Source organism: Nucisporomicrobium flavum (assembly GCF_016464385.1).
Lineage (GTDB): Bacteria > Actinomycetota > Actinomycetes > Mycobacteriales > Micromonosporaceae > Actinoplanes > Actinoplanes flavus_A.
The window spans coordinates 360,690-375,092 of sequence record NZ_JADMLH010000002.1 but is presented as its reverse complement, the minus strand read 5'-3'; the positions used below and the strand labels follow the sequence as shown (position 1 = coordinate 375,092).

The window sequence follows — 14,403 nt, the reverse complement described above, 5'->3', positions numbered from 1 at the left end:
CATCAGCAACCGGCGTTCCGCCGAATGGTCAAGTGACCGGCCACGGATGGCCCCACCAGCTGCTATGCCCCAAGGACGGATGTCGTGATCCTCGTAACCCGCCTCAACGGAGCCGTTTTCGCCCTCAATCCCGACCTGGTCGAGCGTGCCGACTGCACGCCCGACACGGTCATCACGCTGGTGGACGGCACCAAGTACGTCATCGCCGAATCGGTACCCGAGTTCATCGACTCGGTACGCCTCTACCGCGCCTCGCTGATCGCCCAGGCGAGCCGCATCGAGGGTGACCCCACCCTCCTCGCCGCGCCCGACGACGAGCAGGACTCGCAGACCTCCGCGACCGTGCTGCCGCTGCACCGGAAGGACCGCTGATGGACCTCGCCACCCTCATTGGTGTTGTCGTCGCCCTGATCATCGTCTTCACGGTGCAGATCCTGGAGGGCGGCAGCCCGGCCTCCATCATCCTGATCCCGTCGATGCTGCTGGTGTTCGGCGGCGCGTTCGCGGCCGGCATGGCCGGCGGCGTGCTCAAGGACGCGCTCGGCGTCGGCAAGCTGCTCCAGAAGGCGTTCCTCGCCAAGGTCGCGCCGCCGAACAAGCTCGTCGACGACATCGTCAAGCTGGCCGAGCGGGCCCGCCGCGAGGGCCTGCTGGCCCTCGAGGACGCGGTCAAGACCGTCGAGCACCCGTTCCTCAAGCGGGGTCTGCAGCTGGCCATCGACGGTACGGACCCCGAGGAGCTGCACGACATCCTGCACGCCGAGGTCGCCGCCAAGAAGAAGGCCGACAAGGCCGGCATGAAGATCTTCGAGAACATGGGCGGGTACGCACCGACCGTCGGCATCATCGGCACGGTCATGGGCCTCGTGCACGTGCTCGAGAACCTCAACAAGCCGGAGACGCTGGGCCACTCCATCGCGGCGGCGTTCGTCGCCACGCTCTGGGGCGTGCTCTCCGCCAACCTCATCTGGCTGCCCCTCGCCGCCCGCCTGACCCGTCTCTCCGGCATCGAGGCCGAGGAGATGGAGCTGGTCATCGACGGTGTGCTGGCGATCCAGGCGGGCTCGAACCCGCGCCTGGTGGCCCAGAAGCTGCGCAGCCTGCTGCCCCCGGACGCCGCGAAGGCCGCCGAGGCCGCCGCCGCTGCCAAGACGAAGAAGGCTGCTTGACATGAGCTCTGGTGGTAAGCCGCGGCGGAAGGGCGGTCATGAGGAGCACGAGGAGCACGTCAACCACGAGCGCTGGCTCGTGTCGTACGCCGACATGCTCACCCTGCTCTTCGTGCTGTTCGTCGTGCTGTTCAGCATGAGCGACGTCGACAAGAAGAAGTTCGCCGAGCTGGCGGCCGGCCTCTCGCAGGGCTTCGGCTCGTCGACCGCGGCGCTGCAGGGCAACCCGGCCGTGCTCGACGGCGCCGGCCAGGCCACCAACATCGTCGCCATCGACCCGGGCACCAACCCGGGCGACGGCGGTTCGGGCCTCGCCGGGATGACCAAGGCACAGCAGGACGCGGTCACCCGGGCGGTGCTCGCCGAGGACCGGAAGGCGGCCTCGGAGAACGCCAAGGCGGCCGCCGCCGAGGCCGCGAAGCTCAAGGAGATCGAGAACAAGATCTCCGACGCGCTCGCCGAGGCGAAGCTGCTCGACCAGGTCAAGTTCACGATCGACCAGCGCGGCCTGGTGGTCACCATCGTGACCAACGAGGTGGTGTTCGCCGGCAACCGCGCCGAGCTGCAGGAGGGCGGCCGGAAGATCCTGGACGCCATCGGGCCGACGCTGGCGAAGCTGCCGAACAACATCGAGGTCGACGGCAACACCAACCAGCTCAAGGCCACCGTCACGTACTACCCGAGCGGGTGGGAGCTCTCCGCCGCCCGGGCCTCGACGACGGTGCGCTACCTGGTCAACCACGGCCTGGCGAAGAGCCGGATGAAGGCGGTCGGCCTCTCCGACACCCGGCCGCTGATCGACCCGAAGGACCCGCGGTCCATCACGATGAACCGCCGGGTGGACGTCGTCGTGCTCACCACGCTCAACGCCGAGCAGGCGGCGCTGCTGCCGTCCGCGGCCGGCGCCGACGGCAAGCTGCACACCGGTCAGACCACCGCCGAGGCTCAGGCCGCTGCGGCCGCGGCCGAAACAACCACCGAGTCCCCGACCACTACCCACGACTGAGCACGAAGGAGGAGTTCTGATGGCCAAGGACGAGAAGGACGGCGCGGCGGAGGCGCCGAAGAAGTCCAAGAAGATGCTGATGATCATTGCGCTCGCCGTCGTGCTGCTCGGCGGTGGCGGCGCGGGCGCGTACTTCATGTTCTTCAAGGGCGACGCGGCCGAGGCGAAGGAGCCGGCGCCGGTGAAGGGCGCGGTCGTGACGATCGAGAACCCGCTCACGGTCAACCTCGCGGACGGGCACTACCTCAAGCTGGGCTTCGCCCTGCAGATGACCGAGGAGGCCGGCGAGGAGGAGATCGACACCGCCGAGGCGCTGGACCTGGCGATCGACCAGTACACCGGCCTGGAGGTCGGCGAACTCGAGACCGAGAAGGGCCGGGAGAAGGCGAAGGGCGAGCTGCTCGAGAAGATCGAGAAGGCGTACAACGTCGACGACAAGCACCTCGTGATGGGCGTCTACTTCACCTCCTTCGTCACTCAGTAACTCACGCATTGCGATGGGCGGGGCCGCGGCGGGCGGACCCGCCCATTCATCGCAGGTACGGACATAGCACGTCGTAGGCCTCAGCGGTTGCGCAACCGAGCCGATGAGGACGACGTGACCACGTCTCCGACCCGCTCCCCCGGCAAGATGTCCCGGCGCGGCGCCAGTGCCGGGCCCACCGCGTACGACTTCCGCCGGCCGATCAAGCTGTCCCGGGAGCACGTCCGGACGCTGCAGATCGCGTTCGAGACGTACGCCCGCAGCTGCGGCACCCTGCTCACCACCCGGCTGCGTACGGTCAGCAGCGTCTCCCTGGTCTCGATCGAGCAGCTGAACTACGACGAGTACGTCGCCTCGCTGGCGAACCCGACCGTGATCGCGGTGGTGTCCATCGACCCGCTGCCCGGCACGGTGCTGATGGAGATGGCCACGTCGGCGGTGATGACCGCTATCGACCATATGCTTGGCGGCCCCGGCGGCCCCCAGCCGGAGCGGCCGCTGACCGAGGTGGAGATGCCGCTGCTGCGCGGGCTGCTGGAGCGGATGCTCGGCGAGCTGCGGTACGGCTTCGAGAGCCTGGTCGACATCCAGCCCAAGCTGCGCGAGATCGAGTACAACGCGCAGTTCCTCCGCGCGCACCAGCCCGGCGACGCCGTGGTGGTCGCGTCGTTCGAGATGAAGGTCGGCACCGAGGAGTGCGTGGCCAGCGTCTGCCTGCCGTTCAACTCGATCCTGCCGGTACTGGAGAAGCAGGAGACGATCGAGCTCACGCCGGCCGAACGGATGGTACGCGAAAGCTCCCTGCGCAAGCTGACGGCCGGACTTTCCGCGGCGCCGATCGACGTAGCTGTCCGATTCCAGCCCATTCGGATGCGTACCGATGACATCGTGGATCTACGCCCCGGCGACGTTGTGCCGCTGGGGCACCCGACCAGCGTGCCGCTCGAGGTGACCGTCAACGAGACCGTTTTCGCACATGCAGTCCCCGGTAACCAGGGTGCCCGGCTCGCCTGTCTCGTCGTGCCGTCGCCCAAGGAGGAAGAGCGTCGATGACCGCGCCAACCATCACCGAGCCGCAGCTCGCGCTGGTCCGTGCCGCCGCCGAGCAGGCCCTGGCGGTGCTGCCGACGAGCCGGGAGCTCGCGGTGGGCGCCCCCGTGGCCGCGAGCGCCGACCTGTTGACCTCCGGCCAGGCGATCACCGCCCGGTTCAGCGGCGCGGCCGCCGGCGAGGTCGTGGTCGTGGTGGGTCAGGACCTGGCCGACGCGCTGAAGGAGAGCCCGCTCGGCGAGCTGGACCTGACGGCCGCCGTACGCCCGGCGCTGGAGGCCGCGGCCCGCGCGTTCGGCCCGGTGGTGCTCGACCCAGGCCAGATCATGGAGCCCGCGGTGGCCCTGAGCGCCATCGCCGCCAAGGCGGACTCGGTGGCCGTACCGCTGCTGGACGGTGGGGAGATCCGCGCGGTGCTGGCGCTCGCGCTGAGCCCGTGGCCGTCCGACGGCGGGCCGGGCGGGATCGCGCGGCGAGGGCCGTCGGCGGCGGCACCGATCCGTGGCGGCCTGGACATGCTGCACGACGTCGAGATGGAGGTCTCGGCGGAGCTGGGCCGTACCCGGATGAGCGTGCGGGAACTGCTCTCGCTGAGCCCGGGCGCCATCGTCGAGCTCGACCGGGCCGCCGGCAGCCCCGCGGACCTGCTGGTCAACGGCCGGCTGATCGCCCGCGGCGAGGTCGTGGTCATCGACGAGAACTTCGGCATCCGGATCACCGAGATCGTCTCCCCGGGCAGCGGGGAGTAGGCCTTGTTCGAGCTCGTCCTGCGCATCGGCTTCTCCCTGCTGGTCGTCTTCGGCCTGATGTGGGGACTGGCCCGGGTGGCCCGCCGCGGCGGGCTGGGCCGACGCGGGTCGGGCAGCCTGTCGGTGCTCAACCGGCAGCCGCTGAGCCGCGGCTCCTCGGTGGCGGTGGTGCAGGTGGCGGATCGCGCGCTGATCCTCGGCGTCACCGACTCGCAGGTGAGCCTGCTCGGCGAGACCGAGCTGGGCGCGTTCACGCACGACGCGCATCCCGCCCCGGCCGGGCGGGGCGCGGCGCCGGTCGAGGCCGGCGACCTGCTTCCGCCCGCGCACCCGACGGTGCTCCCGCACCACGGCGGCAAGCTGGAGGGCTCCATCCTGTCCCCGCGGACGTGGGGCTCGACGCTGGATTTCCTCCGCGACCGGACGACGAGGCGCTGACATGTGGCGGGGACTGATGAAAAGGCCTTTAGTCCGGTCGTGGGCGGTGGCGGGGTGGTTGGTAGGGATCGCAGTGCTGGCGTTCGCGGGGCTGGTGCCCGCGGCGGCGGCGCAGGCCGCGCCGCAGCCGATGCCGGCCGCGGTCGCCCCCGTCGCGCACTACGAGCTGCCGCGGGCGCCCGGTCCGACCCCGCCGGTCGCGCCGACGGTCCGGCCGAGCGGCGGCAGCATCAACTTCAACATCAACGGTACGAACCCCGACGGCAGCAAACCAGCCACGTCGCTGGTCATCGTGCTGGGCCTGACCCTGCTGTCGGTGGCGCCCGCCGTCCTGCTGCTGTGCACGAGCTTCACCAAGGTGTTCATGGTCCTGGGTATCACCCGCAACGCGCTGGGCCTGACCAGCATGCCGCCCAACCAGGTGCTCGCCGGGCTGGCCCTGTTCATCAGCCTGTTCATCATGAGCCCGGTGCTGTCGCAGGTGAACGACCAGGGCGTGCAGCCGTACCTGGCCGGGGACAAGACGCAGTCGCAGGCGTTCAACGACGGCGTACAGCCGCTGCGCGACTTCATGCTGAAGAACACCCGCGAGGACGAGCTGGCCCTGCTGATCAAGGTCTCCGACCAGGAGAAGCCGGCGAAGGCCGAGGACGTCGAGCTCACCACGCTGATTCCCGCGTTCGTCCTCTCCGAGCTGCGCGCCGCCTTCATCATCGGGTTCGTCATCTTCATCCCGTTCCTCATCATCGACATGGTCGTGTCCGCGTCGCTGATGAGCCTGGGCATGATGATGCTGCCCCCGGTGACCGTGGCGATGCCCTTCAAGCTGCTGCTGTTCGTGCTGGTCAACGGATGGGGGCTGATCATCACCGCGCTGGTGGGGTCGTACCCGTGAACGCCGACCTGCCGATCGCGCAGCTCATCGCGGTCTTCCTGGGCGCGGCCCGGGCCGGCGCGTGGCTGATGCTCTGCCCGCCGTTCAACTCGCGGCTCATCCCGGCGCAGGTGAAGGTGCTGCTCTCGATCGGCATCGCGCTGCCGATGGCGCCGTACCTGACCGCCTCGGTGCCGTCGCTGCAGACCTCGGCGATCATCGCGGCGACCGTGCTGCAGCTGTTCGTGGGTGCCGCGCTCGGCTTCATCACGTTCGTGTTCTTCGCCGCCGTGCAGGCCGCCGGTGACCTCATCGACGTCTTCGGCGGCTTCACGCTGGCCGCCGCGTACGACCCGCTGTCGCAGAACCAGAGTTCGGTGTTCGGCCGCTTCTACAACCTTGTCGCGGTGACCCTGCTGTTCGCCAGCGACGGGCACCAGATGGTGCTGCGCGGGTTCATGCAGTCGTACCGGACCCTGCCGCTGGACGCCTCGTTCTCGCTGGAGACGTTCAGCACGGTGCTGACCGACGGCGTCGGCGAGATGTTCCTGGCGGCGCTGCAGATCGCCGGGCCGCTGATCGCCGTGCTGTTCCTGACCGACGTCGCGTTCGGCCTGCTCAACCGGGTGGCGCCGGCGCTCAACGCGTTCCAGCTGGGCTTCCCGGCGAAGATCTTCCTGGTGCTAACCCTGTCCGGTACGGCGATCGCCGTGCTGCCGCAGGCCCTGGACGGGCTGATCGACAAGGCCGTGACGGTCGTCGTACGCCTGAGCGGGGGGTGATCCGTGGCCGGCGAGAAGACCGAACAGCCCACACCGCAGAAGCTCAAGAAGGCCAAGCAGGAGGGCCAGATCGGGCGCAGCCAGGACGTGGGCGCCTGGTTCGGCATGCTCGGCGCGAGCATCATGCTGCCGCGCACGCTGTCCTCGGCGATGGACCACTCACGCGAGCTGATGGCGAAGATCCCCGACGTGATCGCCGACCCGGACCCGCAGATCGCGCTGGGCATCCTCAAGGACGGCCTGATGAGCGCCGCCTGGGCGGTGCTGCCGCTGGCGCTGACGATGATGGCGATCGGCATCGCGGCCGCCGGGGCGCAGGGCGGGATCCGGGTCGCCACCAAGCTGTTCATCCCGAAGTTCAGCCGGCTCAACCCGCTGCCCGGCATCAAGAAGATGTTCGGCCCACAGGCGCTGTGGGAGGGCACGAAGGCGCTGATCAAGACCGGTGTGCTGGCCGGCGTGCTGTACGCGACGATGAAGGACATCGTGCCGTTGCTGATGACCGCCGGGCGGTTGCAGATCGGCTCGCTGCTCGGCGTGGTCAACGACGCCGTCCTCGCGCTGATCCGGGCCGCCGCCGTCGCGGGCATCGTCATGGCCGCGGCCGACTACTTCGTCGTGCGCCGGCGCACCAACAAGCAGCTGCGGATGACGAAGGAGGAGGTCAAGCAGGAGAACAAGAACACCGAGGGCGACCCGCACGTGAAGGGCCAGATCCGGGCCCGGCAGATGGCGATGGCCCGCAACCGGCAGATGGCCGACGTACCGACCGCGGACGTGGTGCTCGTCAACCCGACCCACGTGGCGGTGGCGCTGCGCTACGACCCGGCGAAGGGTGCGCCCCGGGTGATCGCCAAGGGCCAGGGCGCGATCGCGCAGAAGATCCGGGAGCTGGCCACCGAGCACCGCATCCCGATGGTGCAGGACGTACCGCTGGCCCGGGCGCTGGAGAAGGGCGTGGAGGTGGGGCAGGAGATCCCTGCCGAGTTCTTCGGGGCGGTCGCGAAGGTGTTGGCGTTCGTGATGAGCCTGAAGTCTCGTGGGTCCGCCGCAGGTGTGCACCGCAACCCGAACCCTGCGCCCGCGGCAGCTTAGTCATAATCTGGGAGATTTCCTCACATCACGGTCTTCGCTGCGGGACTATCAGCAGGTGGAAGGGGGGCCGTGAAGAACCGCAACCTCAGCAAGTTCGCCGTACCCATCGGGGTCATCGGCATCATCGTCATGATGGTCGTGCCCCTGCCGACCTTCCTGCTCGACCTGCTGATCGCGACCAACATCACCGGCGCCCTGCTGATCCTGATGGTCGCGATGTTCGTGCAGAAGCCGCTCGACTTCTCGGTCTTCCCGGCACTGCTGCTGGTCATGACGCTCTTCCGGCTCGCGCTCAACATCAGCGCCACCCGCCTGGTGCTGCGCGACGGCGACGCCGGCAAGGTCATCCACGCGTTCGGCGACTTCGTCGTCGGCGGCTCGCTGGTGATCGGCCTGGTCATCTTCCTGATCCTGATCATCGTCCAGATGGTCGTGGTCACCAAGGGCGCCGAGCGCGTCGCCGAGGTCGGCGCCCGGTTCACCCTCGACGCGATGCCCGGCAAGCAGATGGCGATCGACGCCGACCTCAACGCCGGCCTCATCGACGAGGACGAGGCCCGCCGGCGCCGCGCCGAGGTCGCCGCGGAAGCCGACTTCTACGGCGCGATGGACGGTGGCTCGAAGTTCGTCAAGGGCGACGCCATCGCCGCCATCATCATCACGGTCATCAACCTGGTCGGCGGCTTCGCGGTCGGCATGCTCCAGCACGGGCTGTCCCCCGGCGAGGCGATGAACCAGTACAGCCTGCTGACCGTCGGCGACGGCCTGGTCTCGCAGATCCCCGCCCTGCTGCTCTCCGTCGCCACCGGTCTGATCACCACCCGCTCGGCGACCTCCGGCGACATGGGCAGCAGCGTCACCGCCCAGCTGGGCCAGAACAAACTCGCGCTGCGCATCGCCGGCGGCGCCGCCCTCGGCCTGTGCGTGATCCCGGGCCTGCCGAAGGTGCCCTTCCTGATCGTCGGCGCGATCACGCTGTTCATCGCCCAGCGGATGAAGGATCCCGCCCCGGAGGCGGCGGCCGCGGCGGTGCCCGAGCTGGAACGCCCCTCGCCGGACTCCCCCGAGCAGCTGCTCGGCGAGATGCGGGTGGACCCGCTGGAGCTGGCGCTCTCGCCGGACCTCGTCGACCTGGTCGACACCAACGGCGGCGACCTGCTCGACCGGGTCCGGGCGCTGCGCCGCAAGATGGCCCTCGAGCTGGGCATCGTGATGCCGCCCGTACGCACCCGTGACGACCTCGACCTGGCGCTGTCGTCGTACGCGATCCGCATCTCCGGGGTCGACGCGGGCACCGGCCAGGCCCCGCCGGGCACGGTGCTGGCGATCGGCGACGGGCTGCAGGCGCTGCCCGGCCGGGCCGGCGTCGAGCCGGTCTTCGGGCTGGCCGGCAAGTGGGTGCCGGCGGAACTGCACTACCAGGCCGAGCTCTCCGGCGCGACGGTGGTGGACCGGGCCTCGGTGATCATCACGCACCTCGCCGAGATCGTCCGGCAGAACGCCAGCCGGCTGCTCGGCCGCGAGGACGTCCGGGCGCTCACCGAGATGGTCAAGCGCACCCATCCCGTGGTGGTCGAGGAGCTCACGCCGACGCTGCTCAGCCTCGGCCAGATCCAGCGGGTGCTGCAGGCGCTGCTGGACGAGGGCGTACCCATCCGGGACCTGGTCCGCATCTTCGAGGCGCTGTCGCTGCGCGCCAAGGTCTCCGTCGACCACGACGGCCTGGTCGAGGCGGCTCGGGCCGCGCTGGGACCGGCGATCGCGGCCCAGTACGCGGCCGACGGCCGGCTGACCGTGATCACCCTCGACCCGATGCTCGAGCAGACCCTGCTCGAGTCGCTGCGGCCCAGCGAGACCGGCGCGTTCATGGCCATCGACGGCCTGCGCGCCGAAGCCATCGTCAGCGAGGCCGCGCGGCTCGTCGAGGCCGCCGAGCAGGCCGGGATCACCCCGGTGCTGGCCTGCTCACCGCAGCTGCGGCTGCCCCTCATGCGTCTCCTGCGGGCCGGCTCGCGCCGCGTGCAGGTGCTGTCCTACTCGGAGATTTCAGGTTCCACCGCACAGATAGAAACCATGGGGGTGGTGAACGGTGCCTACGCGGGTGCTGCTTGAGGGTCCGGCCATCGAGCCGTTGCTGGCGCAGGTGCGCGACGAATACGGCTCCTCGGTGCGGATCATCTCGGCGGACAAGGTCCGGACCGGGGGCTTCGGCGGGTTCTTCGCCAAGCAACACTACGAGCTGTCCGTCGAGGTCCCCGACCCCGACGAACGCGACAACCCACCGCCCCGGCGGCCCGCCGCGGCCGACGACGGCCCGCAGACGCTGGAGCAGCTGCTGGCCCGGGCCGAGTCGAAGGACCGGATCGCCCAGGAGGGGCCCGCCGCGTCGGTGGCCCGGATGACCGGACGCGACGCGGGCATGGGCGACGCCGACGCGGCGGTCGGCGGCCGGGGGCTGTCCGGCGTCGCGGGCGGCGCCCCCGAGCCGGGTTCCGCGTTCGCGGAGCTCATGGCCAACCTGGACCGGGCCGAGGCGTACAACCGCCCGTCGCCGCGGCCGCCGGCGACCGAGCCGGAACGGCCCGAGAGCCCGACGGTACGGCCGTTCCGCCCGGCCCAGGCCACCGGCTCACCGGTCAACGGCGGACCGGTACGGCCGCTGCCGCCCGTACCGTCGCTGGCGGAGCTGATGGGCGGCCTCGGGGTCAACGACGCCCCGGCCTTCCCGCCCACCGCGGCGGCGAACCGGGCCGCGCAGAACCCCGCGCCTCCCCGCTCGGCGGCCGCGGCGTACCACCTCGCGCCGACGTCACCGGCGCCCGCGCCGGCACCGACCAGCCTGGCCGAGCAGCTCGGCGGCCTGGGTCTCGGCCCGATGCCCACGCCGGGCGCGCCCGGTCCGGGGCACGTCATGCACGCCACCGTACGGCCGCACCACTACGACACCGTGCAGCAGAACCTGATGAAGGTCGGCATGCCGGAGGCCATGGCCGCGCAGATCCTGGGCGGCGACACGTACGCCGGGGTGCTCGGCGTGCTGGCGAACCGCCCGTCGGCTCCCGGCGTCCCGGACGCGCCGGGCGAGATCCTGGTGCTCGCCGGCGACCTCGAGCACGCGTTGCCGAGCGGCCGGAAGCTGTGCGAGCAGGCCGGCATCGACCAGGCCCACCTGCTGCTGGGCGGACCGACCGCGGCCGGGACAGGCATGCACTCGTCCCGGATCCTCGGCGATCCCGAGGCGGCCGCGCAGCGGGCGGAAAAGCTGCAGAGCGCCGACCACGCCTGGATCGTGGTGGTGAACGCGCCCGTCGGGGCCACCGACCCGATCTACCTCGCGGAGATGTGCGACGCGCTGGGCGCGACCGCGGTGTGGGCGGTCGTGGACGCCACCCGCAAGACCGCGGACACCGCCCGGCACCTGCGCGCGCTCGGCGACGTCGAGGCCCTCGTGGTGCACAACGTCGACATGACCTCGGACCCGGCGACCGTGCTCGGCCTGGACCTGCCGATCGTGTCGCTCGACGGCAAGCCCGCCACCCCGCACTCGTGGGCGGCGATGCTCTGCGCCCGGATCGCGTCCGACGTGGTGCCCATGGCCGCCCTGCCCCGCCGGCCGGCCCGCCGGGGCTGACCGGTGATCCGTCCCTCCGTCCTGCTGTTCGCGCTGCTGATGAGCGGGCCGGCGCTGTACCGCTACGTGCTCGACGAGATCGACGTGACCGAGGTGCTGGTCCGTTTCCTGATCGCCGTGCCGATCGCCGCGATACTGCTCGCCGGCCTGCGCTTCGTCACCGCCGGCTACGGCAGGACGGAGGAGCCGGGCACCCCGGTCCGCCCGACCCCGGACACCGGGTCCGAGACCTCCGACACGCCGTAACACTTCGTCAACAATCGCCCGTTTTGCGGCTATGTTACTGCCGGTGAGCTACTGCCCACCGGAGGTGTACGGTGCCCAGTGACCGTCCGATCATCGTCGTCGGCTGCCCGCGTTCGGGCACGACGATGCTGCAGCTCATGCTGCACGCGCACCCGCGCATCGCGATCCCGCCGGAGACGCGGTTCGTGCTGGCCGCGTACCGGGAACGGCGCGAATTCGGCGACCTGACCGTCGCCGACAACCGGCGCGCCCTCGCCCGGCGGATCGTGGACCGGCGCGAGACCCGCTTCTGCGACCTCGGCCTCGACGCCGAGGACATCGTCGAGCGGATCGCGGCCGCGCCCGGCACGCTGGGCTCGGTGCTCGGCACGATCTTCCAGCAGTACGCGGCCCGCTTCGGCAAGCCGCGCTGGGGTGACAAGCGGCCGGCGTACCTGCACAACGTCGACCTGCTGCTGCGCCTCTTCCCGGACGCGCAGTTCATCAACATCGTCCGCGACGGGCGGGACTGCGTGGCCTCCCTCAAGGAGATGTCCTGGCACCGCAAGGACATCTACGCCACGGTCGCCTCGTGGGCCCGCGCCGTCGACGACGCCCGCCGCGCGGCCCGCCGCCTCGGCCCGGCGCAGTGGCATGAGCTGCGCTACGAGGACCTGGTCGCGGACCCGCACGGCAAGCTCACCGAGCTGTGCGCGTACCTCGGTGAGGACTACGACCCGGCCATGGCCGAGCCGTCGGCGGTCGCGCGGATCGCGGTCCCGTCGTTCAAGACCTGGCATGCGCGTACGCACTCGGCCGTGACCACCGAACGCGTGCAGAGCTGGCAGAGCCGGCTCACCGCCGAGGAGATCGCACTGTGCGAGGCGGCGCTGGGCAGCCGCCTGCAGGCCAACGGCTACGAGCTCTCCCGCAAGGTCCGGCCCGCCCCGGCGGAACTGCTCCGCTACGGCTGGACCGCGGTGCCGCAGCGCTTCATCCCGGCCCGGCGCGGCCTGAGCCGCGCGGCCAGCCGGCTGCGCCGCGACGAGGGTTTGGCGCACCTGCCCGCGACGGTGCTGCCGCAACGCTCGGCGCCGGACCGCCGCGTCGACGCCGGCTGATCGTCGGGACACGCGAAAGGGGCCGGTCCGCCGACCGGCCCCTTCTCGTCGTGCCTCATCAGGCGATGGACAGGGAGAACCTGCCCTTGCCGTAGCGCGCGACCTCGATCGTCAGGTCGAGCCGCTTGCCGAGCGCCAGCAGGTGGGCCCGGGCGTCGTTGGGCAGGTCCATGCCCGGATAGATCACCTGGTAGAGCTTGACGTGCGGTGCGCCCTCGCGGTTGAGCAGGCTGGTGAAGACGTTGCAGAGCTCGAAGACGTTCTCGGCGAGGTTCGGGAAGAGCGTCTTCTCCTCGATGCTGTCCTCGGCGGCGCCGGCCGGGAGCAGGCCGAGCGCCGCTCCCGCGTTGGCCGCGAGGCTCAGCGTCATGCCGAGCACCGCGTAGAGCTGCTGGGACGTGTCCGTATAGATGGCGATCACGCCGGTGGGCAGGTTCTCGGCGGTCATCGGATCGCCCGGGGAGACGTTGACGTCCCGGCCGAGGAGGTCCTCGAAGAGGTTGCGGACGGCGTGCGGGGCGGGAATCACCGAGGTGTCAGACATAGCTATATCATCCCAAAATAGGAGTGAGGACCTCGTCGAATTGCTCTGCTGTGAAGGGCTTGACGATGAAGAACGCGGAACCGGCGCTCTCCGCGGCACTCTTCATCTCCTCGGTGCACTCCGAGGTCACGAAGCCGAACTTCACGTCGTTGCCGGCGGCGCGCAGCTTGCGCAGCACGTCGATGCCGGTCAGCTCGGGCATGTTCCAGTCCGAGATGATCAGATCGGGCTTCTCCGCGTTCGCCTTCTCGACCGCCTCCGCGCCGTCCGCGGCCTCCACGAGGTCGTGCCCGTCGAAGCCGGCCTGGCGCAGCGTACGGGTGACGATCTGCCGCATGACGCGGCTGTCGTCAGCGATCAGGATCTTCATGCCGACGCCTCCTGCTTCACGCTCTGCCACATCGAGATGGAGACCGGCTCGCCGTCCCAGGTGCCGTACAGGCCACTGATCCGCGCGGCGGCCGGGTAGTACGAGGCGGTGTCGGGCGCCAGCACGACGGTCGGCAGGGACAGGAAGCAGCCCGCCGGGAGCATCGCCTTGACGTTGCCGCCGACGATGTTCGCCAGCTCGCCGAGCACGTCGGAGATGTCCTCCTGGCTGACCTCGTCCGCCTCCATCGCCAGGAAGGCCGCGGCCGACTTCTTCGCGGCCACCAGGGAACAGGCGTAGACGAGGTGGCCGTGCCACGTACCCGTGATGGACACGGTCGAGTGCACCTCGGTCGCCTGCTTGTCGTCGCCGCTGACGACCAGCGGGCTGACCCCCTCGGGATCGAGGTACGACACCCAGACCTGTTCCACCATCTCGGCGAGATCGTCCTCGGTCACCACGGTTTCGACGCTCATGAGTTCGCTCCGGTCGGTACCAGGCCCAGCAGGGCCAACTTTTCGATCATCGCGCCCTCGGTGAAGGGCTTGATCACGTATTCGTGGGCGCCCGCGGCGAGGGCCCGGACGATCTGGCTCTGTTCGCTCTCGGTCGTCACCATGACCAGCGTCATCTCGCGCAGCCGTGGCTCGGCGCGCACCTTGGTGACGAACTCGAGGCCGTTCACGTTCGGCATGTTCCAGTCGATGAGGGCCAGTTCCGGCACCTCGGTCATCGTGGCGAGCAGGTCGAGGGCCTCCTGGCCGTCACCGGCCTCGATCGCCTCGAAGTTCAGCTTGGCGACGATGCGCTTCAGAATCATGCGCATCGCCCGGGAGTCGTCGATCACCATCGCCCGCACCGCGGT

General features: G+C 70.2%; 18 protein-coding genes. 14 read left to right on the top strand and 4 right to left on the bottom strand.

Translation table 11 applies throughout. The features are described 5' to 3' along the window. Positions 1-84 precede the first annotated feature (84 nt). The 14 genes from IT780_RS05940 to IT780_RS05875 all read left to right on the top strand — a co-directional run bounded on the left by IT780_RS05940 (position 85) and on the right by IT780_RS05875 (position 12,624). Complete coding sequence (locus tag IT780_RS05940; RefSeq protein ID WP_199510376.1) at positions 85-372, top strand: flagellar FlbD family protein; 288 nt, start codon at positions 85-87, stop codon at positions 370-372. After that, positions 372-1,169, top strand: a complete 798-nt coding sequence (locus tag IT780_RS05935) for a flagellar motor protein (RefSeq protein WP_199510375.1) — start codon at positions 372-374, stop codon at positions 1,167-1,169. Before IT780_RS05940 ends, IT780_RS05935 begins: the two co-directional genes overlap by 1 nt. Position 1,170: 1 nt before the next feature. Beyond that, positions 1,171-2,175, top strand: coding sequence for a flagellar motor protein MotB (locus IT780_RS05930; RefSeq protein WP_199510374.1), 1,005 nt, complete (start codon positions 1,171-1,173; stop codon positions 2,173-2,175). A gap of 19 nt (positions 2,176-2,194) precedes the next feature. Further along, on the top strand, positions 2,195-2,659 hold the full coding sequence (locus IT780_RS05925; protein ID WP_199510373.1) for a flagellar basal body-associated FliL family protein: 465 nt from the start codon (positions 2,195-2,197) through the stop codon (positions 2,657-2,659). 114 nt (positions 2,660-2,773) lie between these two features. Further along, the gene (locus IT780_RS05920; RefSeq protein WP_307831059.1) at positions 2,774-3,712 is read left to right on the top strand and encodes a flagellar motor switch protein FliM; all 939 of its coding nucleotides are present in this window, start codon (positions 2,774-2,776) and stop codon (positions 3,710-3,712) included. After that, positions 3,709-4,458, top strand: a complete 750-nt coding sequence (gene fliN / locus IT780_RS05915) for a flagellar motor switch protein FliN (protein WP_199510372.1) — start codon at positions 3,709-3,711, stop codon at positions 4,456-4,458. The genes IT780_RS05920 and fliN overlap by 4 nt, the downstream gene beginning before the upstream one ends. 3 nt (positions 4,459-4,461) lie before the next feature. Continuing rightward, entirely contained in the window at positions 4,462-4,896 is a 435-nt protein-coding gene (gene fliO, locus IT780_RS05910; protein ID WP_199510371.1) for a flagellar biosynthetic protein FliO, read from the top strand. A 73-nt stretch (positions 4,897-4,969) separates the two neighbouring features. Further along, a complete protein-coding gene (gene fliP / locus IT780_RS05905; RefSeq protein ID WP_307831058.1) occupies positions 4,970-5,791 on the top strand; it encodes a flagellar type III secretion system pore protein FliP in 822 nt (273 codons plus the stop codon). After that, the gene (gene fliR, locus IT780_RS05900; protein WP_199510369.1) at positions 5,788-6,552 is read left to right on the top strand and encodes a flagellar biosynthetic protein FliR; all 765 of its coding nucleotides are present in this window, start codon (positions 5,788-5,790) and stop codon (positions 6,550-6,552) included. Before fliP ends, fliR begins: the two co-directional genes overlap by 4 nt. 3 nt (positions 6,553-6,555) lie before the next feature. Next, positions 6,556-7,647: an EscU/YscU/HrcU family type III secretion system export apparatus switch protein gene (locus IT780_RS05895; RefSeq protein WP_199510368.1), complete on the top strand. Its 1,092-nt coding sequence runs from the start codon at positions 6,556-6,558 to the stop codon at positions 7,645-7,647. Between the two features lie 69 nt (positions 7,648-7,716). After that, positions 7,717-9,759, top strand: coding sequence for a flagellar biosynthesis protein FlhA (gene flhA, locus IT780_RS05890; RefSeq protein ID WP_199510367.1), 2,043 nt, complete (start codon positions 7,717-7,719; stop codon positions 9,757-9,759). Next, the gene (locus IT780_RS05885; protein ID WP_199510366.1) at positions 9,749-11,278 is read left to right on the top strand and encodes a hypothetical protein; all 1,530 of its coding nucleotides are present in this window, start codon (positions 9,749-9,751) and stop codon (positions 11,276-11,278) included. The genes flhA and IT780_RS05885 overlap by 11 nt, the downstream gene beginning before the upstream one ends. 3 nt (positions 11,279-11,281) lie before the next feature. Continuing rightward, on the top strand, positions 11,282-11,524 hold the full coding sequence (locus IT780_RS05880) for a hypothetical protein (protein WP_199510365.1): 243 nt from the start codon (positions 11,282-11,284) through the stop codon (positions 11,522-11,524). A 71-nt stretch (positions 11,525-11,595) separates the two neighbouring features. Continuing rightward, a complete protein-coding gene (locus tag IT780_RS05875; RefSeq protein WP_199510364.1) occupies positions 11,596-12,624 on the top strand; it encodes a sulfotransferase family protein in 1,029 nt (342 codons plus the stop codon). Between the two features lie 58 nt (positions 12,625-12,682). Here IT780_RS05875 and IT780_RS05870 read toward each other — a convergent pair whose 3' ends face one another. The 4 genes from IT780_RS05870 to IT780_RS05855 are packed head-to-tail and all read right to left on the bottom strand — an operon-like array spanning position 12,683 to position 14,388. Continuing rightward, positions 12,683-13,168 carry a hypothetical protein gene (locus IT780_RS05870; RefSeq protein ID WP_199510363.1) on the bottom strand — a complete coding sequence of 162 codons (486 nt, stop codon included), beginning with the start codon at positions 13,166-13,168 and terminating at the stop codon, positions 12,683-12,685. A 7-nt stretch (positions 13,169-13,175) separates the two neighbouring features. Further along, entirely contained in the window at positions 13,176-13,538 is a 363-nt protein-coding gene (locus tag IT780_RS05865; protein WP_199510362.1) for a response regulator, read from the bottom strand. Beyond that, positions 13,535-14,014, bottom strand: a complete 480-nt coding sequence (locus IT780_RS05860) for a chemotaxis protein CheX (RefSeq protein ID WP_199510361.1) — start codon at positions 14,012-14,014, stop codon at positions 13,535-13,537. Before IT780_RS05860 ends, IT780_RS05865 begins: the two co-directional genes overlap by 4 nt. Further along, positions 14,011-14,388: a response regulator gene (locus IT780_RS05855; protein WP_233412260.1), complete on the bottom strand. Its 378-nt coding sequence runs from the start codon at positions 14,386-14,388 to the stop codon at positions 14,011-14,013. Before IT780_RS05855 ends, IT780_RS05860 begins: the two co-directional genes overlap by 4 nt. Between the last annotated feature and the right edge of the window lie 15 nt (positions 14,389-14,403).